The organism is Neisseria sp. CCUG12390 (genome assembly GCF_047837985.1).
GTDB lineage: Bacteria > Pseudomonadota > Gammaproteobacteria > Burkholderiales > Neisseriaceae > Neisseria.
Genome location: NZ_CP181244.1, coordinates 382,121 through 406,963 on the forward strand (window position 1 = coordinate 382,121; position 24,843 = coordinate 406,963).

Below are 24,843 nucleotides of genomic sequence, written 5' to 3' on the forward strand. Positions count from 1 at the left end.
TAAATATATTTTATAATCCACTTGACATTTTTTAAAAAAAATATTGCAGCAGGGCGGCATTTTCTTTCCGATAAAGTTTGTTTTTTTAGAAGGGAGCAATTATAGTTACAGACATGGAATCGCTGATTCCAGCGACAAATGTAAGGCCTAAGCGGATTAATCCGGTCTGCTTAAGTTATTTTTCATGATAGAAAAGGAATACAGCAATGAAAAAATCTCTGATTGCTCTGACTTTGGCAGCTTTGCCTGTTGCAGCTATGGCTGATGTGACTTTGTACGGTCAAATCAAAGCCGGTGTAGAAGTTTCACGCGTTAAAGTAACTGACGATGGTGATTCTGAGAAAAGTAAAACTGCAACTGAAATCGCCGATTTCGGTTCGCGTATCGGCTTCAAAGGTCACGAACACTTGTCTAACAACCTGAACGCTATTTGGCAGTTGGAGCAAAATGCTTCTGTAGCCGGTACTGATTCAGGTTGGGGTACTCGCGAGTCATTCATCGGTCTGGAAGGTGGCTTCGGTAAAATCCGTGCCGGTAAATTGGACAGCACCATCAAAGATGCCGATGCAATCGACCCTTGGGAATACAGCAACAACGCATTGGGTATGGGCGTATTTACCCGTAACGATGAACGTGCCGTATCTGCCCGTTACGACTCTCCTGTATTCGGCGGTTTCAGCGCAAGCGTACAATATGCGCCACGCGACAATGAAAATGCTGATGATAAATATGCTCACGAAGATGCTACCGGTGAGACTTACTATGCTGGTTTGAACTATGAGAACTCTGGCTTCTTTGCTCAATATGCCGGTGGATATCGTAAACACAGTTTAGTTAAAGATTCTGATGGTGCTATCAGACGTGACGCTGCTGGTGATGCAATTTCTCATAAAGATGGTCAATTGCACCGTCTGCAAGCTGGTTACGATGCCAACAACCTGTTGGTAGTTGTAGCCGGTCAATACGGTAAAAACTGGGAAACTGCCGGTGAATACGCTAATGCATTGTCTAATGGCGTAATCGATTCAAATGTAAGCGATGAAGCTATCGAAACTACTGAGGTTGCGGTTACTGGCGCATACCGTTTCGGTAACGTAACTCCTCGCTTGTCTTACGCTCATGGTTTCAAAGCTAAAGACAGCAACGGTGACAAATTAGACGGTAGCCAATACAACCAAGTGGTTTTAGGTGCTGACTATGACTTCTCTAAACGCACTACTGCTATGATTTCTGCCGGTTGGTTGAAAGCAGGCAGCGGCGACAACAAGATCGAAAACACTGCCGGTCTGGTTGGCTTGCGTCACAAATTCTAATCTGAAAAGATTAGTCTGAAAAAAGGTCTGCTTCGGCAGGCCTTTTTTGTATGGCAGTATCTAATTTGGTGTGTAGTAAGTGTAGGGTGGGCACTTGTTGCCCACATTACTTCTGTTATAAATAAATCATGCCGTCTGAAAAAATCCTAAATATTTCAGACGGCTTTTTTTATTCTATCTGTGCGGGCATAAATACCCGCTCTACGAAATCTACCTGTGTATTCCGACCGTTTGGGTAACGGAGCAGGCCGTCTGAAATTTCAGGCAAACAAGCCATGCTGTATGTAAAAAACAACTCTTTTGCATAAATCAGACAGAAAATGAGTTAAAAATTTGTTTTTTTAATATCGAGAGGCTATATTAATGTCATGGAATCGCTGTTTATGGCGATGTGAGCAATAGAGAGCTAAACGAATTCCATGTCCGTTTAATAAATCTTTTAACGAATACATTAAAGGAATACAGCAATGAAAAAAACATTGATTGCCCTGACTCTGGCAGCTTTGCCTGTTGCCGCTATGGCTGATGTGACTTTGTACGGTCAAATCAAAGCCGGTGTGGAAGTTAGCCGTACCAAGGCAAAAACTACTGATGCTGCCGGTAACGTTACTCGCGACAAAACCCATACTGCTACCGAAATCGCCGATTTCGGTTCACGCATCGGTTTCAAAGGTCACGAGCACCTGTCTGACAACCTGAACGCTATTTGGCAGTTGGAGCAGGAAGCTTCTGTAGCCGGTACCGATAAAGGTTGGGGTACCCGTGAATCATTTATCGGTTTGGAAGGCAGTTTCGGTAAAATCCGCGCCGGTAAATTGGATTCTTCAGTGAAAAACACAAGCGATGCATTGGATCCTTGGGAGTACAGCAACCCGGCTTTAGGCTTGGGTATGTTCAAACGTGTTGAAGAGCGTGCTGTATCTGTACGTTACGACACTCCGGTATTCGGTGGTTTCAGTGCAAACGTTCAATACACACCACGCGACAATGAGTCTACTGTTCGCGGTGTAGGTCAAACTAATGGTCGTGATGATGCTGCCGGTGATACCTCAACTTACTACGCTGGCCTGAACTACGAAAATGCCGGTTTCTTCGGTCAATATGCTTACGGTCACAAGCATTCTGCTTACGTTGCTAACGGCGAGAGCAAATCCGGCCAAGTACATCGTGCCGTAGTGGGTTACGATGCCAATAACCTGATTGCCGCTTTGGGTTACCAATACACCAATGGCTGGGATAGCGAGCAAAGCTACTTGGCTAAATTGGTAAATGATGACAGTTACAATGCAGCTACTGACACTTCTGCAGGCCTGAAACAGCACGAAGCTGCAGCTACTGTCGGTTACCGTTTTGGTAACGTGACTCCTCGCGTTTCTTACGCTCACGGTTTCAAAGCTAAAGCCGGTGATGAAAAACTGTCAAGCACTCAATACAACCAAGTAATCGTTGGTGCTGACTACGATTTCTCTAAACGCACTACTGCTTTGGTATCTGCCGGTTGGTTGCGTGCTGGTAAGAGCGACAACAAAGTAGAAACTACTGCCGGTATGGTTGGTCTGCGTCACAAATTCTAATCTGAACCGATTAGTCTAAAAGCAAAGAGTCTGCTTCGGCAGGCTCTTTTTTATTTGGCCGTTATTTCGGTTTTTGGGGTTAACGCGAGCGACAGTATTGTCCACTGAACAGAATAAGAAAGGCAGAGACCTTTACAAAACCCAAAAATATTCAAAAATTTCTAATCCGTCATAAGCTGCGCAAGTCCGCTGCGCTACTCTCGCAAAGGTGCGCTACTGTCCGGAATAAATTTTGATTAAATATCAAAATGTTGGAGGTTTATATTTCAGTAAAAATGAAATTTTGAAATATCAAATAGTTAGTGAACACTGATTCCGCAAAACCGCTTCGGTTCCGACAGTAAATTTTGAAGTTCCTGCAATCTGTCCCTTCCCCTGCGCTTAGCGCGGGGGAAGGTCAGGATGGGGGTGGTACTTCGCAGAAGTACATTTTGCCTGAGTTTCGGCAGATTTTAATGCTTCTGCGAAACATCACCCCCTCCCCAACTCTCCCCCGCGCTAAGCGCAGGAGAGGGAGCAGATTGCAGCAGCCCAGACTGCTGATTTTGAGTCAGACAGAAGCGGAAAATGCTGAAAATATCAGCCTTTCAGGTTTTCAGACGGCCTCTTAGATTTATTTTGGGCGGTAGTGTGCGCAGGCGGGAATCCAGTCCTGATGATTTCAATTACAGCTTTCCGTAGATAATGCCTGTTTTATGACATTGCCTGTGTATTCGAACTGTTTTATAGTCGTTTGAAATAAAAATAATACAGCGTTGCCGGCCTCCCCTTATGCACCAGGTCTGCACGACGGTCGCTGTCGCTTTGTCTTATTTTCATTTCAAGCGACTACAGCAAAGGGAACAGGCCGTCTGAAATATTTTCAGACGGCCTGTCAGCTTGTTAACGCATTATTTAATGATTTGGCTCAATTCGCCTTTGGCGTATTTTTCTGCCATTTTTTCCAATGAAACCGGTTTGATTTTATCGGCCTGGCCTTCGCAACCGAAGGCGAGATAGCGGTCGATGCAGACTTGTTTCATGGCTTCGACGGTTTTGGCCAAATATTTGCGCGGGTCGAATTCGGAAGGGTTTTCGGCCATAAAGCGGCGGATGGCGCCGGTAGAGGCTAAGCGTAAATCGGTGTCGATGTTGACTTTGCGCACGCCGTATTTGATGCCTTGCACGATTTCTTCAACCGGTACGCCGTAGGTCTCGCCGATGCTGCCGCCGTGTTCGTTGATGATTTTCAGCCATTCTTGGGGTACGGAACTCGAGCCGTGCATCACGATGTGTGTGTTCGGCAGGGCTTCGTGGATTTCTTTGATGCGGTCGATGCGCAACACGTCTCCGGTCGGCGGACGGGTGAATTTGTATGCGCCGTGGCTGGTGCCGACGGCAATGGCCAAGGCATCGACGCCGGTATCGCGTACGAAGCTGACGGCGTCTTCCACGCTGGTGAGCATTTGATCGTGCGTCAGTTTGCCGACTGCGCCGACGCCGTCTTCTTCGCCGGCTTCGCCGGTTTCCAGGTTGCCCAATACGCCGATTTCGCCTTCGACCGATACGCCGCAGGCATGGGCGAAGTTGACGACGGTTCGGGTAACGTCAACGTTGTACTCGTAAGTGGACGGGGTTTTGCCGTCTTCCATCAATGAACCGTCCATCATTACGGATGAGAAACCCAGTTGGATGGAGCGTTGGCATACGTCGGGCGATGCGCCGTGGTCTTGGTGCATGACGACGGGAATGTGCGGAAACTCTTCGACGGCGGCCAAAATCAGGTGGCGCAGGAAGGGTGCGCCGGCGTATTTGCGTGCGCCTGCGCTGGCTTGCACGATGACCGGTGCGTTGACTTGGTTGGCGGCTTCCATGATGGCGCGCATTTGTTCGAGGTTGTTGACGTTGAATGCGGGCAGGCCGTAGCTGTTTTCCGCCGCATGATCAAGCAATTGGCGCATGGATACAAGAGCCATAAGAATCTCCTAAAGGTAGTGTGGAAATAAACGATGGGCAAATTATAATCGCTTTTGCCTTAAAAGACTACACGGGGCTACATGGGTTTCATATATTAATGACACGGGTTTGAAACGCAGCCGGACAAATGAAAACAGTCGGTAAATCTTTGCGCTTGGTGCGGGATGGTAGATAATAACGGTTTGATGACAAGGCCGTCTGAAACGATAAAGGAACCCTATGCCGCGCATTACTGTACCCACGCCCGATGATATTTTGTTTACTGCGCAGATGACGGTGCAGATCGGCGACATCAATTACGGGCAGCATCTGGCCAATGACGCGGTGCTGCGCCTTTGCCATGAGACGCGTATGCGCTGGTTGGCGCAACAGAACTGGAGCGAATTGGATGCGGGCGGTGCGGGATTAATTATGGCGGATGCGGCGGTGCAGTATTTGGCGCAGGCGCATCACGGCGATGATTTGCGGATTGAAATGGGGGCGGCGGACGTGGGCAAAAGCGGTTTTGCGCTGCGGTATCACTTGGTCCGTGTGTCGGACGGGAAAACGGTTGCCCGCGTGCAGACGGGGATGGTGTGTTTCGATTACACGGTGCAACGGGTGTGCCGTTTGCCTGAAGCGTTAAAAACGGCATTGGAGGCCGTCTGAAAATGGAACAGGCGGAATTTTCGGCACGGCAGGAGATGTATTTTGCCGATTTGCAGCAGCAGGGCAAGTCGGCGCACACGCTTGCTGCGTATCGGCGCGATTTGGCGCAACTCAATGCGCTGCTGTCGGCAAGGCCGTCTGAAAACGGAGCAATCGCGCGTGCGGATATGGTGGCGGCTTTGAAAAAACTGTCGCAGCAGAATCTGGGCGAGCGCAGCCTGGCGCGGAAATTGTCGGTGTGGCGGCAATATTGCGCATGGTTGATGAAACACGGTTTTATCGAAAAAGACCCGACGCACAATATCAAAGCCCCCAAGCCGCCGCAACGCTTGCCCAAAGCCTTGCAGCAGGAACCGCTCAATCACTGGCTGGACAATGGTGACAACGATTCCGATTTGGCCGCGCGCGATCATGCGGTGTTTGAATTGCTCTACGGCAGCGGTTTGCGCCTGAGCGAAGTGCACGATTTGAATCTGGCCGATGTGTTGCTGGAAGAAGGCTGGGTAAGCGTGACAGGTAAAGGCGGCAAGCAACGTCAGGTGCCGCTGGTGCGGAAAAGCAGGGAGGCCATTGCCGCTTATCTGCCTGTACGCGTTGCAGCGGAAGGCGAGGCGGCCTTGTTCACCGGCAAAAACGGCAGACGCTTGGGGCAGCGGCAGATTCAGAAACGTTTGGCGCAATGGGCGGCCAAACAGGGCAGCGGACAGCATTTGTCGCCGCACATGATGCGCCACAGCTATGCCAGCCATCTGCTGCAATCGTCGCGCGATATGCGGGCAGTGCAGGAATTGTTGGGACACAGCCATCTTTCCACCACGCAGATTTATACCAAGCTCGATTTCGACCATCTGGCGCAGGTGTACGACGAAACGCATCCGCGCGCGAAACGCAAAACGGAAAAATAAAGATTCGGGTGGTGGCCAATGAGGATTGCGGTTATGAAGGGTAGGGAGCTTTGCCAAATTGAGGTTAAACCTGAAAATCTGTGTCCGGCATTAGCTGCGCGAGGGAGAATCACGGATTAGAGATTTTCTATCGGTTTGTTTAACCAAGGATTCAAATAAACGGTAAGGCCGTCTGAAAAAATTTCAGACGGCCTTATCGCAGTCAAACGGTTTATTTCACAGGCATACACCCTTGCGCCAATAAATCGTCGACGATACTTTCTTCACCTGCGCCGTCGATTTTTTCATGGCGGACGAGAAAACCGTCGGTTTCCTGATAAAAATCGGTCTGCACCAAGTTGCTGATGGTCCAGGTCAATTCGCCGTTGCTGAACGCGCTTAAATCTTCATCGCTCAATTCAGGACTGTACGGCGCGCTGATGCTCAGCCCTTTGTGGCGGATTTGCGCAGTAGGGCCGGCATCGCTTTTGTAATAGCGCACATCGATTTTTTGGCCTTCTTCGCAGGCATAACTTTGCCATTTGGCCTGGTTTTGCGGCGGTAATGCGCCGCCCAATTGCGGAGCAGGCGCGGATGCCATCGCGTTTGACGCAGCAACATCCGAAGCGGCTGCCGAAGCCGTCGATGCAGCGGGAATTTTGGTATATTCCACCGTAGAAGCGGCTTTCGGTGCAGAAGCGGCAGGCGGGGCGGGTTCGGACGGCGAACAGGCTGCCAAAACCAGCAGCAGCGGCAGGGATAAGAAAGATTTCAAGGCTGGCATATCGAATATTTATCCGGTAAACATGGCCGACAGTCTAGCATGAAGCGGCGAAACTTTCACGGCTTAAGGGAAAAGCGGCCGCGTTTACTCTTTTTCTTTTTCAGACGGCCTGTAAAATTAGGCTGATAAACCGGCTAAAGTCTTGCTATAATTTCTTATTACACCCATAAGTCAGCCCGAACACACCATGAGCCAAACCCCATTATTAGACCTTATCGAACAGCCGCACCACCTGCGCACGCTGGATAAAGACCAGTTGCCTCAGGTGGCCGGCGAATTGCGTACTTTCCTGTTGGAATCGGTTGTGAAAACCGGCGGCCATTTCGCCAGCAATCTCGGGGCGGTCGAATTGACGGTTGCGCTGCATTATGTCTATAACACGCCGGATGACAAGCTGGTGTGGGATGTCGGCCATCAGAGCTATCCGCACAAAATCCTGACCGGACGGCGCAAACGTATGCACACCATCCGCCAATACGGCGGTTTGGCCGGTTTCCCCAAGCGCGGCGAATCCGAATACGACGCATTCGGCGTGGGGCATTCGTCAACCTCCATCGGCGCGGCATTGGGTATGGCGGTTGCGGATAAGCTGCAAGGTTCGCCCAACCGCAGCGTTGCCATTATCGGCGACGGCGCGATGACGGCAGGGCAGGCGTTTGAGGCCTTGAATTGCGCCGGCGACATGGATGTCGATTTATTGGTGATTCTGAACGACAACGAAATGTCGATTTCGCCCAATGTCGGCGCATTGCCGAAATACCTTGCCAGCAACGTGGTGCGCGACATGCACGGTCTGCTCTCCACCATCAAGGCGCAGTCGAGCAAGGTTTTGGACAAGCTGCCCGGCGCGATGGAAATCGCGCAAAAAGTCGAACACAAAATCAAAAGCATGGCCAGCGAAGCCGACCATGTGAAGCAGTCGCTTTCTCTGTTTGAAAATTTCGGGTTCGAATACACCGGGCCGGTGGACGGCCACGATGTCATGAAGCTGGTGGATGTGCTGAAGGATTTGCGCGGCAGGAAAGGGCCGCAGCTTTTGCATGTGATTACCAAAAAAGGTAACGGCTACAAATTGGCCGAAAACGATCCCGTGAAATACCACGCCGTTTCCGCCAAGCCGCAAACGCAGGTTGCCGAAGCCAAGCCCGTTACCGCCAAGCCGACTTATACCGAAATTTTCGGCAAGTGGATATGCGACCAGGCGGCAGCCGATAAACGCCTGGTGGCGATTACCCCGGCCATGCGCGAAGGCAGCGGTTTGGTGGCATTCGAGCAGCAGTTTCCCGAGCGTTATTTTGATGTCGGCATTGCCGAACAGCACGCCGTAACCTTTGCGGGCGGTTTGGCCTGCGAAGGCGTGAAGCCGGTGGTGGCGATTTATTCCACTTTCCTGCAACGCGCCTACGACCAATTGGTGCACGACATTGCCCTGCAAAACCTGCCGGTCATGTTTGCCGTTGACCGCGCCGGTGTAGTGGGGGCTGACGGGCCGACCCATGCAGGGCTGTATGATTTGAGCTTTTTACGCTGCATTCCGAATATGGTCATTGCCGCACCGAGCGATGAAAACGAATGCCGTCTGCTGCTTTCGACCTGTTACGCGCTGGATGCGCCGACTGTCGTGCGTTATCCGCGCGGCAGCGGTTGCGGTGCTGCGGTTTCAGACGGCCTCGAAACCGTTCCGGTGGGCAAGGGCGTGTTGCGCCGCCAAGGCAGCCGAACCGCCATTATCGCTTTCGGCAGTATGGTTCAGACGGCCTTGCAAGCCGCCGAAGCATTGGACGCGACCGTGGCCGATATGCGTTTCGTAAAACCGATTGATGAAGAACTCATTGTCAATTTGGCGCAGTCGCACGACTACATCGTGACCGCCGAAGAAAATGCCGAACAGGGCGGCGCAGGCAGCCTGGTTTTGGAAGTTTTGGCCAAGCACAAAATCTGCAAACCCGTGCTGGTGTTGGGCGTTGCCGATGTCGTTACCGAACACGGCGATCCGGCCAAGTTGTTGGACAGCTTGGGGTTGAGTGTAGAAAGAATGCGACACCGCATTCAGGGGTGGCTGGCCTGAAATCAGCCCGTTTTCCAAATAAAACAAGGCCGTCTGAAAATATTCAGACGGCCTTGTTATTCCGTTAATCAGGTGCATGGCATTATTAACAATTGGTAATCATTATTATCTTCTAATAAATTAAGTAAAATACTGCTAATATTATTCCCAATCGGCAAAGCCGCCTTACAGAAGTCGGTAAGGCGGATCTGTTTTGCCGGCTGATTTTAGCGGATTTCCCGAATGAAAGAGCTTAAATAAGGAGATAAGTAATGAAGAAATTCAAACAGTTGCCGTTGACATCGGCTGTGATGTGTGCATTGGTTGCGATGCCGGCATTGGCGGATACGGTGGCGCAGAATACGGCCGAACTGGATACCGTTGTGGTCAAAGGCGACCGTCAGGGCGTGAAAGTCAGAACCAATGTAGTAACCGCCAAAGAAAAAGACGAAAGTGCCGAAACCGACTTGCGTGGCCTGTTGAAAGACGAACCGGCAGTCAGCATCGGTTCGGGCAACGGTACTTCCCAATATCTGTATATCCGCAACATGGGTCAAAACTCGGTGGACGTAAAAGTGGACAACGGCTATTCCGACAGCCAGTTCCTCTATCACCAAGGCCGCCATATGCTTGACCCTGCGTTGGTGAAAATCGTCTCCGTGCAAAAAGGTGCGGGCAGCGCGTCAGCCGGTATCGGTCAAACTAACGGCGCGGTGATTGCCAAAACCATCGATGCTGCCGATTTACTGAAAAACAGCAGCAATCCTAATTTCGGCGCAAAACTCAATGCGGGCTACAACACCAACGACGGCCATAACTACGGCGCGTCAATATTCGGTAAAGCAGGGGAGTCAGTCGATTACCTGATTGCCGCCAACCGTGTAAAAGAGGATGACTACAAGGGCGGCAAGGGATATGCCAATACGTTTAACGGAAGTAATCGCGTACCTTACAGTGCACTTGATAAAACCGGCTATTTAGGCAAAATCGGCTTCAATATCAACGAAGACCACCGCATCGCCTTGAGTCACCGCCATGAGCAGCATAAAGGCGAACGTTTGGTTCGTGAAGAATTTGCTGTGGGCGGTCCTCGTCTTTCTTTAGATCGTCAAGCCCCGGCTCTGCGTAAAATGACCACCGATCATACCAATATCGAGTGGACAGGTAAAAACTTGGGCTTTGCCCAATCTGCCGATGCCAATATTTACCGCTTGAACCAAGGCCGTTGGTCTGCTGATGACAGCAAAAATGGTTATACGGGCGGCTCGGCAAATGTAGGCCCAACCAAGATTAATATTGAAACCATCGGTGCGAACGCGAACTTTGATTCCCAAGTTCACGATAATGTGCTGGTTAAATACGGTGTAAACTTCCGTAATCAAGAAATCAAGCCGCATCAATACCTGCGTGCCGGTATCCGCAACCAAGAGAAGCAGGATGTGGGTGTGTACGGTGAAGCGATTGTCGACATCAAAGACGTTACCCTGACCGCAGGTGTGCGTTACGACCATTTCAACTTCAAAGCGATGGACGGCAAAAAAGTCAGCGACGGAGCCATTAATCCGAGCATCGGCGTGATTTGGCAGCCTCATGAAGACTTGAGCTTCAGCGCAAGCCACAACCATGCCACCCGCAGCCCGCGTATGCAGGATGCACAACGTTCGCACGGTCGCTCCGTCGTATCGATCGCCGACGGTACCAAGGCTGAAAAAGCACGTAATACTGAAATCGGTTTCAACTACGATAACGGCACGTTCGGCTTTGAAGGCAGCTATTTCTGGCAGGACATCAAAGATGCGTTGGGTACGACAACAGGCCGTAACAACCACGACTGGTGCGAGGCAGGTAATCAAAGAGATGAATGTTTCTCTGAAATTTTCAATGCAGGCCGTATCAAAAACAAAGGTTATGAATTGGGTGCGTCTTTCCGCTACGAAGGCTTGACCGCACGCTTGGGCGTGGCACATGCCAAACCGCGTTTCTACGGCGAGCGTATGAGCAGCAACCGTGAATACGCCACCGCAGCAGGCCGCACTTGGACGGCATCGTTGGCCTACCGCTTCAACAAGCCGAATCTGGAAGTGGGTATCCACCGCCGCCAAGTGGAGAAGGTTAAACCCGAAGACAACTTCTTCACCGCCCAAGGCCAAATTGAAGCGGGTAACGGAAGCGGCAAGGCTTCTTACGGCGTAACCGACATTACTGCCAACTGGAAACCGTTGAACAACGACAAGATGAACGTGAATTTTGCCGTAAACAACGTCGGCAACAAAAACTATGTTCCGCATGCCAGCAGCCTCTTGGCCGGTGCAGGTCGCGAATACCGCGTGGGTTTGAACTACACGTTCTAATCAGGCCGTCTGAAAAAATGCCCGACTTGTGTCGGGCATTTTTTTATGGTGGGTATTTTGGGGGAGTTTCGGGCGGAAGAAAGGTTGCATGGGAAAGGCTATAAACCGTACAACTGTTGGGATAAGGCTTAGGCCGTCTGAAAATATTTCACGGATAATTTTCAGACGGCCTGAGACTTCTGCAAAATTAAAAATTTCTGTCTGTAACTTCTTTGTCGCCACTCCCACACAGGCGTACTACTGTCCAGAATAAATCCAAGAGGCCGTCTGAAAGGCTGATATTTTCAGCATTTTCAGCTTCTGTCTGACTCAAAATCAGCAGTCTTTGGGCTGCTGCAATCTGCTCCCTCTCCTGCGCTTAGCGCGGGGGAGGGTTGGGGAGGGGGTGATGTTTCGCAGAAACATTAAAATCTGCTGAAACTCAGGCAAAATGTACTTCTGCGAAGTACCACCCCCATCCTGACCTTCCCCCGCGCTAAGCGCAGGGGAAGGGGCAGATTGCAGGAACTTTAAAATTCACTATTGGAATCAAGGCAGTTTTGCGGAATCAGTGCTTACTAGCTATTTGATATTTCAAAATTTCATTTTTTGCTGGAATATTAAACCTCTAATATTTTTGGCTTCAACCGCATTTACCGCTTCAAAGCCAAAGTCAGCACGCCTGCCGTAACCAAGCCCAAGCCTATCCATTCCTGCGTGTTCGGGCGTTCGTCCAAAAACACCACCGCCATCAGCGCGACCAATACCAAGCTGAATTTGTCCACAGGCGCAACCTGCGATGCGTTGCCCATTTGCAGGGCTTTGAAATAGGCCAGCCATGATGCGCCGGTGGCAAGGCCGGAAAGAATCAGGAACGTCCAGTTGCGTCCGGTAAAGCTCTCGACGCCCTGCCATTTCCCTGTGTAAGTGAGGAACAAGGCCAGTGCCGCGATGATGACGAGGGTGCGGATAAACGTGGCGAAATCCGAATCGATGCCCTGCAAACCGGCTTTGGCGAAAATGGCGGTGAGTGCGGCGAAAAATGCGGAGGCCAATGCCCAATAAAACCAAGTAGCGCCCATATGGATTTCCTTTTTGACGTTGGACAAACTGATTTTTCAGACGGCTCCGTCATGACAAAAGGCCGTCTGAAAACGTGGCTGATGAGAAAAACGGCTTGCTGATTTGAAAAAAATGCGGTTCATTCTCAAAAACGTTATAATGACATGATACACCTGATTCCATCTACTTCAAGGAGAAAACATGAGTTTTCAAACCGACGCCGAAATCGCCCAAGCCGCCACCATGCAGCCGATTGCCCATATCGCCGCCAAGCTCGGCATGGCCGCCGACCAACTCGAACCCTACGGCCGTTACAAAGCCAAAATCAACCCTGCCGATGCGTTCGCGCTGCCGAAAAAACAAGGCCGTCTGATTTTGGTAACGGCCATCAACCCCACTCCGGCGGGTGAGGGCAAGACCACGGTAACCATCGGTTTGGCCGACGCGCTGAACTATATCGGCAAACAGGCCGTGATTGCGTTGCGCGAACCGTCGCTCGGCCCCGTGTTCGGCGTGAAGGGCGGCGCGGCAGGCGGCGGCTATTCGCAGGTTTTGCCAATGGAAGACATCAACCTGCACTTCACCGGCGATTTCCACGCCATCGGCGCGGCCAACAACCTGCTGGCGGCCATGCTCGACAACCACATTTATCAGGGCAACGAGCTGAACATCGACCCGAAACGCGTGCTGTGGCGGCGAGTGGTCGATATGAATGACCGCCAGTTGCGCAACATCATCGACGGCATGGGCAAGAGCGTGGACGGCGTGATGCGCCCCGACGGTTTCGACATTACCGTCGCTTCCGAAGTGATGGCCGTGTTCTGCCTGGCCAAGGATATTGTTGATTTGAAAGAACGTTTGGGCAATATTCTCGTGGCCTATGCCAAAGACGGCAGCCCCGTTTACGCGCGCGATTTGAAGGCGCACGGTGCGATGGCGGCCTTGCTGAAAGACGCGATTAAGCCGAACTTGGTGCAAACCATCGCCGGCACGCCCGCATTCGTGCACGGCGGCCCGTTCGCCAACATCGCCCACGGCTGCAATTCCGTCATCGCTACGCGTCTGGCCAAACACTTGGGCGACTACGCCGTTACCGAAGCCGGTTTCGGCGCGGATTTGGGCGCGGAAAAATTCTGCGACATCAAATGCCGCTTGGCCGAACTCAAACCCGATGCCGCCGTGGTCGTCGCCACCGTGCGCGCGCTCAAATACAACGGCGGCGTGGAACGCGCCGATTTGGGCGAAGAAAATCTCGATGCACTGGCCAAAGGCCTGCCCAACCTGTTGAAACACATCAGCAATCTGAAAAACGTGTTCGGCCTGCCCGTGGTCGTCGCGCTCAACCGCTTCGTTTCCGACACCGACGCCGAACTTGCCCTGGTTCAGACGGCCTGCGCCGAACACGGCGTAGAAGTTTCGCTGGCCGAAGTGTGGGGCAAAGGCGGTGCAGGCGGCGCGGATTTGGCGGAAAAAGTCGTCAACGCCATCGAAACGCAGGAAAACCGTTTCCAATTCGCCTACGAAACCGACCTGCCGATTAAAGACAAAATCCGCACCATCGCGCAGAAAATCTACGGCGCGGCCGATGTCGAATTCAGCGCGGAAGCCAACGCCGAAATCGCCTCGCTGGAAAAACTCGGCTTGGACAAACTGCCCATCTGCATGGCGAAAACCCAATACTCATTGAGCGACAACGCCAAACTGCTCGGCAAACCCGAAGGCTTCACCGTAAGCGTACGCGGCATTACCGTATCCGCCGGCGCAGGCTTCATCGTCGCCCTGTGCGGCAACATGATGAAAATGCCCGGACTGCCGAAAGTGCCCGCGGCGGAGAAGATTGATGTGGATGAGAACGGGGTGATTAGCGGGTTGTTTTAAAAGCGTGGTTTAGTTGGAAAGAAAGGCTGTCTGAAAGTATTTTAGACGGCTTTTTTTTGAGTTAATTTTATTGTAAATCATAATGTTGAGATTTATGTTCAAAAATAAATTCAAAAATGTGTTCAAATTAAATTTTATTTTTGATATTATGAATTCACTGCTGATGTGGCAGTTAACAAATTTTCTTTTTTAATTTAGGGGCAAACATGGCTACAAATTTTCTTGAAAAACTTTCCAGCGATCTTATTGAACGCAATCAAGAGAAAACTACATTCAGTATCCGACTTTCTGTAAAGGAAGATTTGATTTTACAAGAAGTTGCGGAGTATTTTGAATTCTCTCGCCAAGAGCTAATACACCGTTTAATTACAGAGCAAATTATTGAACCATGGAAGAAGAAGCATAAAGAACAATTAGTAGAAGTAGAGTTTGAAGAAGGGAAAGATTTAGTTAATTATTTTTTATTAAATACAAATAAAATCAATGATGTAAAAGATCATGAGTGGATGTTGGCTGAGAAAGTTGCGGCGGCATTTGAAGATGGTTATAAAGAAAAAATTCAAAAGTTCGAAAAAGGGGATTGGATTTTTCTATATGAGTCGGGTAAAGGAATCGTTGCATATGGTAAGGCAACTGGAGAGTTAGAAAAGACAGACCACTATGGTAGGGCTGATAAAACTTTTTATCAGAAATTAGAAAATTTCCATTTAATCAAAAATCCACTTCGAGCAAGTGAAATAAAAAAAATATTAGGGAGAGAGTTTCCTTTTGCTCCGACTTTATCGCGAATGGTCGGTGGAGAGAAAATTTTAAACGAGATAAAGTTGCGAGGATAAATTTGCTCAAAGGCCGTCTGAAACAGCATTTGCCTGTTTCAGACGGCCTTTCTATAATAAACACATTCATTATACAAGCCAAACAAGCATGACCATTCTTCAAGAAATTGACACGCTCAAAGCCCGCTTGGCTGATTTACGTCCGCTCACGCAAGCGGAATTAAAGCGGTTACGCGACGAATTCATCATCGAGAGCAGCTACAATTCCAATGCGATTGAAGGCAATACCATTACCCTGCGGGAAACGGCGTTGATTCTTAACGACGGCATCACCATTGCCGAAAAGCCCTTGCGCGAGCATCTGGACATTATCGGCTTTAAAGACGCGTTTCAATTTGTGTTTGACACCGTGGCACAGCAGGAGGCCTTGAGCGAACGCACGATTAAGGACATTCATGCGCTGGTGCTGATGGGAGCGGCGGAACACCGCGGCCGTTACCGCAGCATTCCCGTGCGCATACTCGGTGCGGAAAACGAGCCGGTTGCGCCGCACTTTATCGCCGAAGAAATGCGCCGGATGCTGGCGGATTATCAGGAAAAGCTGGCGCAAATCCACCCGATAGCCGCCATCGCCTGGCTGCACCTGCGTTTTGAAAGCATTCATCCCTTTATCGACGGCAACGGGCGCACGGGCAGGCTGTTGCTGAATTTGGAGCTGCTCAAACACGGTTATCTGCCCGTCGACATTAAATTCACCGACCGCCTGCAATATTACCGCTGTTTCGACGATTTCCACCAAAGCGGCGGCAATCCCGAAATGTTGTGCGGTTTGATTGCTGCTTATGAAAAAGCGGAGTTGGAACGCTATATTGCGATTTTGAGTTGCACATAATCCGAAGGCCGTCTGAAAGTAAGGTAGGTTGGGTTGATAAACCCAACATTTCTAAAAAATTGACGGCCTGTCGGGTTTGCAACCCAACCTGCACTTTATTTCCCAAACATAACGATGCCGTCTGAAAACCTGGTTTTCAGACGGCATCGCTTTTATAAATCCTTTATAATACTGCCGTTAAGATTATTCGAAAGGCCGTCTGAAATGCCCCAAAACGCAAACAATCTCTGCTGGCTCGATATGGAAATGACCGGCCTGAACCCCGAGACCGACAAAATCATCGAAGTGGCGGTGATTATTACCGACCAAGATTTGAACGTGTTGGCGCAGTCGGAAGTGTATGTTGTCCACCAGAGCGATGAGGTTTTGAACGCGATGGACGAGTGGAATACCGCCACGCACGGCCGCACGGGTTTGACCCAACGTGTTCGCGAGTCGCGTTATACGGAAGCGGAAGTCGAGCAGAAGCTGCTGGACTTTATGGCCGAGTGGATTCCCGAGAAAGCCACGCCGATGTGCGGCAATTCGGTGCACCAAGACCGCCGCTTTATGGTGAAATACATGCCGCGTTTGGAAGCGTATTTCCACTACCGCAATCTGGACGTTTCGACGCTGAAGGAGCTGGCGAAACGCTGGCATCCGGCGGTGGCGAAAGGTGTGGTAAAACGCGGTTCGCATCAGGCTTTGGACGATATTTTGGAAAGCATTGAGGAAATGCGTTATTACCGCGAACATTTTTTGAAGCTGCCCGAGAAAGTTTGAATCTGAATGAAAAATTTCAGACGGCCTTTGCTGTTATAATGACGCCACTTCACAAACAGGCCGTCTGAAAAATGAAATTTTCTTTTTTTATCTTATATTTGGTGCAGCTTCTGCCGTTTAAGCTGATTCACAAAATCGCCGATGTGGTGGGGTGGCTGGCTTATTATGCCGTCAAGCCGCGCCGGAAAGTCGGGCGGGTCAATCTGGAAAAATGTTTTCCGGAGTGGAGCGGTGAAAAGCGCGAGGCGGTGTTGAAACGCCATTTTCAGCACATGGCCAAGCTGATGTTTGAATACGGCCTGTATTGGTATGCGCCGGCCGAGCGGTTGCGCGGTTTCGTGCGCTATGAAAACAAGCATTATCTGGATGATGCGCTGGCGGCGGGCGAAAAGGTGATTCTGCTTTATCCGCACTTTACCGCGTTTGAAATGGCGGTCTATACGCTCAATCAGGATGTGCCGCTGACCAGTATGTATTCGCACCAGAAAAACAAAGCGATGGACGAGCAGATTCTGAAGGGACGCCACCGCTATGATAATGTGTTTTTAATCGGGCGTAATGAAGGCTTGCGCGCGATTATCAAGCATTTGCGCAAAAGTGATGCGCCGTTTCTTTATCTGCCTGACCAGGATTTCGGGCGCAACGATTCGATTTTCGTGGATTTTTTCGGTATTCCCACCGCCACCATTACCGGCTTGAGCCGCATTGCGGGCATGGCCAAGGCCAAAGTGATTCCGGCGGTTCCGTTCCGCGAGGCCGACAATACCGTGACTTTGCGTTTCTATGCGCCGTGGGAGAATTTTCCGAGTGAAGATGTTGCGGCGGATACGCAGCGTATGAACGATTTCATCGAAGCACGTGCGCGGGAGATTCCGGAACAGTATTTCTGGCTGCATAAGCGTTTTAAAACGCGGCCGGAAGGCGAAGCAGGATTTTATTGATTACAGAAAGTTACAAAAGGAATAAGGTTCGGCTTCGGCCGGGCCTTTTTTGTTTTGATGAAATCAAAATAAAAAACGGGAGAAAACCGTAAATATCTGAACAGAGGGGATTCATATTGCCATGTTTTATAAGCGATTCAGGCCGTCTGAAAAAATCCGATCCGTCAAAATCGGTCACCTGCTTCGTTAAGTTTCATATTTTCTGAATATTTGATTAATATATTAAATTTAATTATTTTTAAAAACAATAAGTTATGATATTTTAGTTCAAATTTGAACAAATCATCTATATCGAATTAAGTATTAAATCTTAAATAATCAGAAAAAATAGAATTTTATTTTTATAATGTTGATTTTTATTTGATTGATTTAAGCCTTCTTTATATTTTAGGCATATTGTGCTTTTGGAAGGGAAAGTGAATTTTTTTAAAAAAGACTTGGCAGGCAGGGAAAAAACGCGTACATTTCGCTACATTGAATTACAGGCGTTCGGTAACGCTGTTTTCAGGGTTGCCTGAATGCCGCCAAGTTCCCTGACGGGCGTTTTGACGGTGTGGTTCTTTGCCGTTCAAACGACTGTTTATCAATGCAGGGTTGAGCTGCATCGATAAAGCCGCAGGCGAGAGCCTGTATTGTTTGTGAAGCGTAAATCTCTGATTTGAGGTATTGGGGCAATCCTGTGGGGGATTGCCTCTTTTTTTATCGGCGGCTTCATGTCACAATGCCCGTATCCTGACCGAAGGAGCATGCCATGACGCCCATTCTTGCTTTTGACATTGAAACCGTCCCCGATGTAAACGGCATCCGCCTGCTTTACGACCTGCCGCAAAGTGTGGCGGATAATGACGTGGTGTTGTTCGCGCAGCAGAAACGGCGTGCGCAAAACGGCAGCGATTTTATGCAGCACCATCTGCATCAGGTAGTAGCGATTTCGTGCTGTATGCGCTGGGGCAGCGAAAAAATCCATGTCGGCACCATCGGCGAAATCGACGACAGTGAAGAAACCGTCATTGCCAAGTTTTTCGAGTTGATTGAAAACCATACACCGCAGCTGGTGAGCTGGAACGGCGGCGGTTTCGATTTGCCCGTTTTACACTACCGCGCCATGATACACGGTATCGCCGCCGCGCGTTATTGGGACATGGGCGAAGGCGATTTCGGCGACAGCCGCGATTTCAAATGGAACAACTACATCAGCCGCTACCACAACCGCCATTGCGACTTGATGGACTTGCTCGCCCTCTACCAGCCGCGTGCCAGCGTGCCGTTGGACGACATGGCGAAACTGTGCGGCTTCCCCGGCAAATTGGGCATGGACGGCAGCAAAGTGTGGGAAGCCTACCATCAAGGCCGTCTGAAAGACATCCGCGATTATTGCGAAACCGATGCGGCAAATACTTATTTAATGTATCTGCGTTTCCGCCTGATGAGCGGCGCACTCGACAGCGACGAATACGAAGTCGAAGTGAAGCGTTTGAAAAACTATCTCAAGGAACAGGCCGCGGACAAAGTGCATTGGCAGGAATTCGTAGCCGCATGGCGTTGAATGGCAGCATATTGCCGCAGGCCGTCTGAAACTTTTCAGACGGCCTTTTACTATCCGCCGTCAATCAGGTAAACTCGTTTTTTTATTCACGCTGCCATCCGTCATGTCTGCCATTTCCCCGCTCAAACAAATCACCCTTATCGGCGTCGGGCTGATAGGCGGCTCGTTTGTGCTGGATTTGAAACGCTTGGGGCTGGTGGAAACCGTGGTCGGTATCGATTTGAACCGCGAAAACCTCGACCGTGCGCTGGAGCGGCGCGTGATTGACGCAGCGTTTACCGAAATCTGCGCCGAGAGCGTCGGCGGCGCGGATTTGGTGCTGATTGCCACACCGGTATCGACTTTGCCGGCGATTTGCCAAGCGGTCAGGCCGTTTTTGCGTGCGGATGCGCTGGTGTCTGATGCGGGCAGCACCAAACAAATCGCCGTCGAAGCCTTCCGCACTTATCTCCCCGAGCATTTGCCGCGCTGCATCGCCGCGCATCCGATTGCCGGCTCCGACCGCCACGGTGCGCTGGCCGCCCAATTCGGCCTGTTCCAAGACAAAAAGCTGGTGATTACGCCGCACGGCGACGAAGATTCAGACGGCCTCGGGCGGATTGAATCGCTGTGGCAGGCAGTCGGCGCAAAAACATTCCGCCTGAGCGCGGCCGAACACGATGCCGTTTTCGCTGCCGTGTCGCATATGCCGCATCTGCTGGCGTTTGCCTTTGTCCACGAAATTTTCGACCACCCCGACGGACAGTCGTATCTGCAATTCGCCGCGTCAGGTTTCCGCGATTTCACGCGCATCGCTTCCAGTCACCCTGCGATTTGGACGGACATTTGTCTGGCGAACCAAAGCAGCCTGCTGGATTTGATCGGCGGGATGCGCACGCAGTTGGACACGTTGGAGAATTTGTTGGCGACCGGAAACAAAACGGCGTTGTACACTTATTTCGAAGAAGCGAAAAACACGCGTGATGATTGGCTGAACGGGCAGTAGGCCGTCTGAAAAGTCAAATAAAAGGATTGGAAAAGGCCGTCTGAAAATATTTTCAGACGGCCTTTGACATGAAATGCGGCTTAGCCCGGTTTGCCGTCGGCTCTCGGCCGAATCAGCCACGGAATGTATTTCCACGCGTAAAGCAGCAGCGCGGCGGCAAACAGAACGGCCGAAAAGCGGATGCTGTGGGTATAGGCCGTGCCGTGGACAAAGGTTGCCAACACACGCACCAAAGTGGACGCGATCATCAGCCAAAAGGCAACCGGAACGGATTTCGGCGGCGGATAAATCGCGTTACCCGTATGACCGAGCGCGGTGCGCGCCATCATGCCCAAGGTCAGTACGCCGATGCCGCCCACGCCGATCAAGTGCACGCCCAAATTCAGGAACGACGGCGAAAAATAGGAAATGCCGACCGCCATCAGGCCCAAGCCGGTAAAGAAATAGCCGGCGAACAAAATCCACAGCATCGGTTCTTTCAACACGTCTTTATACCACCAGCGGTAAACCTGCACCAGGCTGATGATGCCTGCGGCAAAGGCAAACACGGCGGCCAGCGGCAGCAGAATCCGGTGCGCCATCAGCATGGCGGTCAGCATCGGCAGCCACAACGATGCATGGCCGACCCATTGCGGGCTGGGGATTTGCGGCACGTTCAAGCGTTTGGACGTGAAAAACGAGATAATCCGCATCCCGATTAAGCCGATGAAACCGGCCACCATAATCAGGCCGGATTGCAGGCCGACCAACAAAGCGGCGGGGTCAAACGGGCTGAGTTGGCGGTGGAAGGCGGCGTGTGTACCGCCCAATACAAAAATGGCGAACACGGCCACATAGTTGCGCTTGTTTTTGGTGCGGAACACAGGCAAAGCCATGCAGATTGCGCCGTACCAAAAGAAAACCGTGCCGAAAATACCGGCGGCGGCTGCGCCCCAGCCGGGAATGAACGCACAAATTCGTGCCAAGACCCACAATGCGGCCAAGCCCGCCAACGCCGCGCCGCGCGTCGGCGGCTGGCCGGTCCAGGTGGCGACGGCGGTGAGCAGAAAGGCAATCACGACCAAACCGGCGTAGCCCCAAATCATCTCATGCGCGTGCCAGTAAAAACCGGGCAGCTCGGGCGTACCTTGGTAGCCGAAGCCCCACAGCAGAATCGACAATGCGCCGTAAAGGGCGGCCAGCGAGTAAAACGGGCGGAAAGCCATCGCCCAAACGGGGTGTTTGAACAAAGCGTTCATGGTGGTTCCTTGATTTTTTATACGGAGGTTTCATAGGCCGTCTGAAAAAGTTTTCAGACGGCTTTTAGTGGAAATAAGGCCGAACGGCGGCGGTATGATTGTCCTGAATGTCATTTGGGTGCGTCGCCGAAGTCGGGCTTAAAGGCCGTCTGAAATGTTTCAGACGGCCTGTCCGTCCAAATAGGGTTCGACGGCGGGGAAAAGCTCGCGCTCTTCAAAACGCGCATGGTCGCGCAGGGTGGTGGCGAATTCGCGGTTCCATGCTTCGCCGGTATAGTCGGGTTGCGCCATCATCTGCCGCAACTTGGCGTGGTCGTGTTCAAAACGTGTGCGCAGTTCCGGCGCGATATTCGGCCAATGCGGGGCGAACCGGTTTTCTTCTTCTTGGAAATGTTGCGCCAATTCGACAAAGTGCGGCTCAAGCTCGGCCTGATGGCTTTCAGACGGCGTGCGCAGGATACGAACGCACAAAGAAAGGGAATGGTGGTGTTCGCGGGAAAGCTCGATAAGGGCAGGGTGGCGTTTCAGCGGTTTCATGGTCGGCGGCGTGGGTCGGATTTGGGCTGGATTAATTAATAAGTTTCATATATTATGAAACTTAATTCTATATAAAGTCAAACACATAGCCCCCTGAATTTATGATGAATCATTGGGGCGGCTGATTTTAAATAATAAATATATCCGATTCAGGACAGAGCGAGTTATGTACCTCACCCAGCATACAGATTACGGTTTGCGCGTTTTAATCTATACCGCCATCAACGACGATGCGCTGGTCAACATCAGCACGATTGCCGATACTTACGGCATTTCCAAAAGCCACTTGATGAAAGTGGTGACGGCCTTGGTCAAAGGCGGCTTTCTGACCAGCGTCCGCGGCAAGGGCGGGGGGCTGAAGCTGGCGATGACGGCGGATAAAATCAACATCGGTGCGGTGGTGCGGCATTTGGAACCGATGCAGCTGGTCGAGTGCATGGGCAGCAACAACGAATGCCTGATTACGCCTTCCTGCCGCCTGGCCGGTATTCTCGGCGGCGCGATTAAGTCGTTTTTCAACCATCTCGACGGTTTCACCTTGGCAGATTTGCTGAACAAGCCGACTTATGATTTGCTCTATTTTTCTAAGGCGGACATTGCCCCCGAATTTCCAATATCAGACGGAAGCATCAAGGCTGCCGACGAAGCCGGACATGCCGGTTTGTCCCGCATCAAAATCAGCGTATCGCAATAAGCGGCGGAAAGTCTCGGATGCCGTCTGAAATTTTCTGTTTTTTCTCCATTCCTGATTTTCTTTGATTAAAGCCCGTATCTCGGTTTTTCCGGTGATACGGGCGTTTGTTATTTATTTTCCCGTTAGCGGTTATGCTCTTGCGATTCAAAGCGGTGAACCGCTTTTTTAGTGTATGGCAAAGAAATATGTCCGCAATATTTTGATTATAAATGTAATTATTTATAAAGTGATGAACGGTTTAAAAGCCGGATGGCGTAAAGAATAAGTTGCAAACAGGAATAATTGCTATTACTATGCGCATACTATGAATAATGATCGAATGTTAACTCCCGCGGTGATAGTTGCGGTTGCGCTTTTGCACGTCGGTTTGATGACGCTTTTATGGAAAGCCCACAAACCTGTGGTCAGTGAAATCGCGCATATCGAATTTGTGGATTTAGGCGATTTCGGCGGCGGCGACGGCGCACCGGAAGGGGCGGGTGCGCCTGCCCCAGAGCCGGTTGCGCCTCCTGCGCAACCGCAGCAACCTAAGCCGAAAACAGAGCCGAAACCCAAGCCCAAACCGGTAGAAGCGGCAGAGCCGGTCATCAAGCCGGTTATCACGAAAAAAGCGGATGCCGATATTCAGCAGCCCAAAGAAAAGCCGAAACCGGTTGAGCAACCCAAGCCCCAGCCGGAACCGGAACCTAAACCCGAGCCTAAACCGGAACCCAAACCCGAGCCGCAGCCTGCACCGCAACCGCAGGCCGAGAAGCCCGCACCAAATCCTGCTGCCAATGCTTACGAGCGTATAGAAGGCGCGAACGGTAAAGGCGGCAGCGGTTCTCCCGACAAAGGCAAAGGCGCAGGCAGCGGTACCAAAGGAGAAGGAAGCGGGCGCGGCGAAGGAAGCGGCAGCGGTTCGGGCGGTAAAAAAGGCGAGAGCGGTTCGGGTGACGGCAGCGGTTCAGGCGGCGGAAGCGGTCCGGGCGGCAGCCGCAGTAATCCCGTGCAGGCCACAGGATCGATGCCGACACCGCCTTATCCGAAATTGTCTCTGGAGAACGCTGAAGAAGGTACGGTTGTGTTGAAGATTTTGGCTTCACCGAGCGGTAAGGTTGTTTCGGTATCGGTGGCCAAGAGCAGCGGTTTTTCACGCTTAGACCATGCAGCAAGAAGAGCCGCCAAATCCGGTAATTTTGATACCAAGAACCTTTGGACCGATTACCGAGTATCGGTTAAGTTTGAACTGCCTTTGTAGGCAGGCCGTCTGAAAACGGTTCTCGCGTAGGCTTGAAGCGGCTGCGGCTGTAATGTTTCACTTGTTTATTTTGATTTTGGAAAAACCATGAATTTAGGATTAGTATTTGAATCGGGCGATTTCGTCTTGATCAGTGTATTTTTGTTGATGGTCTTGATGAGCATCGTGACGTGGAGCGTGCTGATTGTGCGCGTGATTAAGCTGCGCAAAGCCAAAGCAGGTAACGCCGCCGCCAAAAGAGCGGTCATGGATTCGTTTACCCTGAGCGAGGCCGTGCAGAAAGTCAGAAATATCGATGCACCCATCAGCACGCTGACTGCCGATGCGGTTCGCGCTTACGACAATTACCGCCAGAGTCCCACCCAAACCTTGGCCAACGCGTTGCCGCTGAACGAATATCTGGTCGGCCAAATCCGTACCAGCATGAACCAGTCTTTGCGCCAGTTTGACGGCGGGATGACGGCATTGGCTTCGATTGGTGCGACCGCGCCGTTTATCGGCCTGTTCGGTACGGTTTGGGGGATTTACCATGCCTTAATCAACATCAGCGAGAGCGGCCAGATGAGTATCGCCGCCGTAGCGGGGCCGATTGGCGAAGCATTGGTGGCGACTGCGGCCGGTTTGTTTGTGGCGATTCCGGCGGTATTGGCCTACAACTTCTTAAACCGTGGTAAAAAAACCGTTTCGCAAGACTTGGACGCTTACGCGCACGATTTGCACGTTCGCCTGCTCAACCAAAAGCAAAAGGATTAAATT

The 24,843-nt window shown here is 51.1% G+C and carries 21 protein-coding genes; 16 read left to right on the forward strand and 5 right to left on the reverse strand.

The features are described 5' to 3' along the window. Positions 1-206 precede the first annotated feature (206 nt). Together porB (ACM67E_RS01880) and porB (ACM67E_RS01885) are read left to right on the forward strand one after the other, a co-directional pair. Positions 207-1,313, forward strand: coding sequence for a trimeric porin PorB (gene porB / locus ACM67E_RS01880; protein WP_416191953.1), 1,107 nt, complete (start codon positions 207-209; stop codon positions 1,311-1,313). Between the two features lie 467 nt (positions 1,314-1,780). Then, complete coding sequence (gene porB / locus ACM67E_RS01885; RefSeq protein ID WP_416191954.1) at positions 1,781-2,887, forward strand: trimeric porin PorB; 1,107 nt, start codon at positions 1,781-1,783, stop codon at positions 2,885-2,887. Between the two features lie 890 nt (positions 2,888-3,777). Here the strand turns inward: porB (ACM67E_RS01885) and fba are convergent. Next, positions 3,778-4,842, reverse strand: a complete 1,065-nt coding sequence (gene fba / locus ACM67E_RS01890; protein WP_416191955.1) for a class II fructose-bisphosphate aldolase — start codon at positions 4,840-4,842, stop codon at positions 3,778-3,780. A 220-nt stretch (positions 4,843-5,062) separates the two neighbouring features. Between fba and ACM67E_RS01895 the strand changes: the two genes are divergently transcribed. Beyond that, on the forward strand, positions 5,063-5,491 hold the full coding sequence (locus ACM67E_RS01895) for an acyl-CoA thioesterase (RefSeq protein ID WP_416191956.1): 429 nt from the start codon (positions 5,063-5,065) through the stop codon (positions 5,489-5,491). A gap of 2 nt (positions 5,492-5,493) precedes the next feature. Continuing rightward, complete coding sequence (locus ACM67E_RS01900; protein WP_416191957.1) at positions 5,494-6,396, forward strand: tyrosine-type recombinase/integrase; 903 nt, start codon at positions 5,494-5,496, stop codon at positions 6,394-6,396. Between the two features lie 211 nt (positions 6,397-6,607). On the opposite strand, the gene ACM67E_RS01905 is transcribed toward ACM67E_RS01900, so the two are convergent. Beyond that, positions 6,608-7,159 (reverse strand): hypothetical protein, encoded by a 552-nt coding sequence (locus ACM67E_RS01905; protein WP_416191958.1) that lies wholly within the window; start codon positions 7,157-7,159, stop codon positions 6,608-6,610. 187 nt (positions 7,160-7,346) lie between these two features. Between ACM67E_RS01905 and dxs the strand changes: the two genes are divergently transcribed. Both dxs and ACM67E_RS01915 read left to right on the forward strand, forming a co-directional pair. Further along, positions 7,347-9,227, forward strand: a complete 1,881-nt coding sequence (dxs, locus tag ACM67E_RS01910) for a 1-deoxy-D-xylulose-5-phosphate synthase (RefSeq protein ID WP_416191959.1) — start codon at positions 7,347-7,349, stop codon at positions 9,225-9,227. A 251-nt stretch (positions 9,228-9,478) separates the two neighbouring features. Further along, positions 9,479-11,557, forward strand: a complete 2,079-nt coding sequence (locus tag ACM67E_RS01915; protein ID WP_416191960.1) for a TonB-dependent receptor domain-containing protein — start codon at positions 9,479-9,481, stop codon at positions 11,555-11,557. A gap of 632 nt (positions 11,558-12,189) precedes the next feature. Here ACM67E_RS01915 and ACM67E_RS01920 read toward each other — a convergent pair. Continuing rightward, positions 12,190-12,618: an EamA family transporter gene (locus tag ACM67E_RS01920; protein WP_416191961.1), complete on the reverse strand. Its 429-nt coding sequence runs from the start codon at positions 12,616-12,618 to the stop codon at positions 12,190-12,192. Positions 12,619-12,799: 181 nt separating this feature from the next. Between ACM67E_RS01920 and ACM67E_RS01925 the strand changes: the two genes are divergently transcribed. The 7 genes from ACM67E_RS01925 (at position 12,800) to ACM67E_RS01955 (ending at position 20,378) form a co-directional block, all read left to right on the forward strand. Next, positions 12,800-14,476, forward strand: coding sequence for a formate--tetrahydrofolate ligase (locus ACM67E_RS01925; RefSeq protein WP_416191962.1), 1,677 nt, complete (start codon positions 12,800-12,802; stop codon positions 14,474-14,476). A gap of 206 nt (positions 14,477-14,682) precedes the next feature. Further along, the gene (locus tag ACM67E_RS01930) at positions 14,683-15,312 is read left to right on the forward strand and encodes a hypothetical protein (protein WP_416191963.1); all 630 of its coding nucleotides are present in this window, start codon (positions 14,683-14,685) and stop codon (positions 15,310-15,312) included. Between the two features lie 88 nt (positions 15,313-15,400). Next, entirely contained in the window at positions 15,401-16,144 is a 744-nt protein-coding gene (locus tag ACM67E_RS01935) for a Fic family protein (RefSeq protein WP_416191964.1), read from the forward strand. Positions 16,145-16,348: 204 nt separating this feature from the next. Then, the gene (gene orn, locus ACM67E_RS01940) at positions 16,349-16,906 is read left to right on the forward strand and encodes an oligoribonuclease (protein WP_416191965.1); all 558 of its coding nucleotides are present in this window, start codon (positions 16,349-16,351) and stop codon (positions 16,904-16,906) included. Between the two features lie 71 nt (positions 16,907-16,977). Beyond that, complete coding sequence (locus ACM67E_RS01945; protein ID WP_416191966.1) at positions 16,978-17,847, forward strand: lipid A biosynthesis lauroyl acyltransferase; 870 nt, start codon at positions 16,978-16,980, stop codon at positions 17,845-17,847. Between the two features lie 751 nt (positions 17,848-18,598). Then, complete coding sequence (locus ACM67E_RS01950; RefSeq protein ID WP_416191967.1) at positions 18,599-19,393, forward strand: 3'-5' exonuclease; 795 nt, start codon at positions 18,599-18,601, stop codon at positions 19,391-19,393. 103 nt (positions 19,394-19,496) lie between these two features. Then, positions 19,497-20,378, forward strand: a complete 882-nt coding sequence (locus ACM67E_RS01955) for a prephenate dehydrogenase (RefSeq protein ID WP_416191968.1) — start codon at positions 19,497-19,499, stop codon at positions 20,376-20,378. 80 nt (positions 20,379-20,458) lie between these two features. Here ACM67E_RS01955 and ACM67E_RS01960 read toward each other — a convergent pair whose 3' ends face one another. Both ACM67E_RS01960 and ACM67E_RS01965 read right to left on the reverse strand, forming a co-directional pair. After that, on the reverse strand, positions 20,459-21,616 hold the full coding sequence (locus tag ACM67E_RS01960) for an NnrS family protein (RefSeq protein WP_416191969.1): 1,158 nt from the start codon (positions 21,614-21,616) through the stop codon (positions 20,459-20,461). 159 nt (positions 21,617-21,775) lie between these two features. Beyond that, positions 21,776-22,153 carry a hemerythrin domain-containing protein gene (locus ACM67E_RS01965; RefSeq protein WP_416191970.1) on the reverse strand — a complete coding sequence of 126 codons (378 nt, stop codon included), beginning with the start codon at positions 22,151-22,153 and terminating at the stop codon, positions 21,776-21,778. 166 nt (positions 22,154-22,319) lie between these two features. On the opposite strand from ACM67E_RS01965, the gene ACM67E_RS01970 reads away from it, so the two are divergent. The 3 genes from ACM67E_RS01970 (at position 22,320) to ACM67E_RS01980 (ending at position 24,840) form a co-directional block, all read left to right on the forward strand. Continuing rightward, the gene (locus ACM67E_RS01970) at positions 22,320-22,847 is read left to right on the forward strand and encodes an Rrf2 family transcriptional regulator (RefSeq protein WP_416191971.1); all 528 of its coding nucleotides are present in this window, start codon (positions 22,320-22,322) and stop codon (positions 22,845-22,847) included. Between the two features lie 304 nt (positions 22,848-23,151). After that, entirely contained in the window at positions 23,152-24,087 is a 936-nt protein-coding gene (locus ACM67E_RS01975; protein ID WP_416191972.1) for a TonB family protein, read from the forward strand. 87 nt (positions 24,088-24,174) lie between these two features. After that, the gene (locus tag ACM67E_RS01980; RefSeq protein ID WP_416191973.1) at positions 24,175-24,840 is read left to right on the forward strand and encodes a MotA/TolQ/ExbB proton channel family protein; all 666 of its coding nucleotides are present in this window, start codon (positions 24,175-24,177) and stop codon (positions 24,838-24,840) included. The last annotated feature ends 3 nt before the right edge of the window (positions 24,841-24,843 follow it).

What these genes read in the sequence shown, in the direction of transcription:
- porB (WP_416191953.1), top strand. Translation starts at nt 207, where the DNA reads ATGAAAAAATCTCTGATTGCTCTGACTTTGGCAGCTTTGCCTGTTGCA.
- porB (WP_416191954.1), top strand. Translation starts at nt 1,781, where the DNA reads ATGAAAAAAACATTGATTGCCCTGACTCTGGCAGCTTTGCCTGTTGCC.
- fba (WP_416191955.1), bottom strand. Translation starts at nt 4,842, where the DNA reads ATGGCTCTTGTATCCATGCGCCAATTGCTTGATCATGCGGCGGAAAAC.
- ACM67E_RS01895 (WP_416191956.1), top strand. Translation starts at nt 5,063, where the DNA reads ATGCCGCGCATTACTGTACCCACGCCCGATGATATTTTGTTTACTGCG.
- ACM67E_RS01900 (WP_416191957.1), top strand. Translation starts at nt 5,494, where the DNA reads ATGGAACAGGCGGAATTTTCGGCACGGCAGGAGATGTATTTTGCCGAT.
- ACM67E_RS01905 (WP_416191958.1), bottom strand. Translation starts at nt 7,159, where the DNA reads ATGCCAGCCTTGAAATCTTTCTTATCCCTGCCGCTGCTGCTGGTTTTG.
- dxs (WP_416191959.1), top strand. Translation starts at nt 7,347, where the DNA reads ATGAGCCAAACCCCATTATTAGACCTTATCGAACAGCCGCACCACCTG.
- ACM67E_RS01915 (WP_416191960.1), top strand. Translation starts at nt 9,479, where the DNA reads ATGAAGAAATTCAAACAGTTGCCGTTGACATCGGCTGTGATGTGTGCA.
- ACM67E_RS01920 (WP_416191961.1), bottom strand. Translation starts at nt 12,618, where the DNA reads ATGGGCGCTACTTGGTTTTATTGGGCATTGGCCTCCGCATTTTTCGCC.
- ACM67E_RS01925 (WP_416191962.1), top strand. Translation starts at nt 12,800, where the DNA reads ATGAGTTTTCAAACCGACGCCGAAATCGCCCAAGCCGCCACCATGCAG.
- ACM67E_RS01930 (WP_416191963.1), top strand. Translation starts at nt 14,683, where the DNA reads ATGGCTACAAATTTTCTTGAAAAACTTTCCAGCGATCTTATTGAACGC.
- ACM67E_RS01935 (WP_416191964.1), top strand. Translation starts at nt 15,401, where the DNA reads ATGACCATTCTTCAAGAAATTGACACGCTCAAAGCCCGCTTGGCTGAT.
- orn (WP_416191965.1), top strand. Translation starts at nt 16,349, where the DNA reads ATGCCCCAAAACGCAAACAATCTCTGCTGGCTCGATATGGAAATGACC.
- ACM67E_RS01945 (WP_416191966.1), top strand. Translation starts at nt 16,978, where the DNA reads ATGAAATTTTCTTTTTTTATCTTATATTTGGTGCAGCTTCTGCCGTTT.
- ACM67E_RS01950 (WP_416191967.1), top strand. Translation starts at nt 18,599, where the DNA reads ATGACGCCCATTCTTGCTTTTGACATTGAAACCGTCCCCGATGTAAAC.
- ACM67E_RS01955 (WP_416191968.1), top strand. Translation starts at nt 19,497, where the DNA reads ATGTCTGCCATTTCCCCGCTCAAACAAATCACCCTTATCGGCGTCGGG.
- ACM67E_RS01960 (WP_416191969.1), bottom strand. Translation starts at nt 21,616, where the DNA reads ATGAACGCTTTGTTCAAACACCCCGTTTGGGCGATGGCTTTCCGCCCG.
- ACM67E_RS01965 (WP_416191970.1), bottom strand. Translation starts at nt 22,153, where the DNA reads ATGAAACCGCTGAAACGCCACCCTGCCCTTATCGAGCTTTCCCGCGAA.
- ACM67E_RS01970 (WP_416191971.1), top strand. Translation starts at nt 22,320, where the DNA reads ATGTACCTCACCCAGCATACAGATTACGGTTTGCGCGTTTTAATCTAT.
- ACM67E_RS01975 (WP_416191972.1), top strand. Translation starts at nt 23,152, where the DNA reads ATGAATAATGATCGAATGTTAACTCCCGCGGTGATAGTTGCGGTTGCG.
- ACM67E_RS01980 (WP_416191973.1), top strand. Translation starts at nt 24,175, where the DNA reads ATGAATTTAGGATTAGTATTTGAATCGGGCGATTTCGTCTTGATCAGT.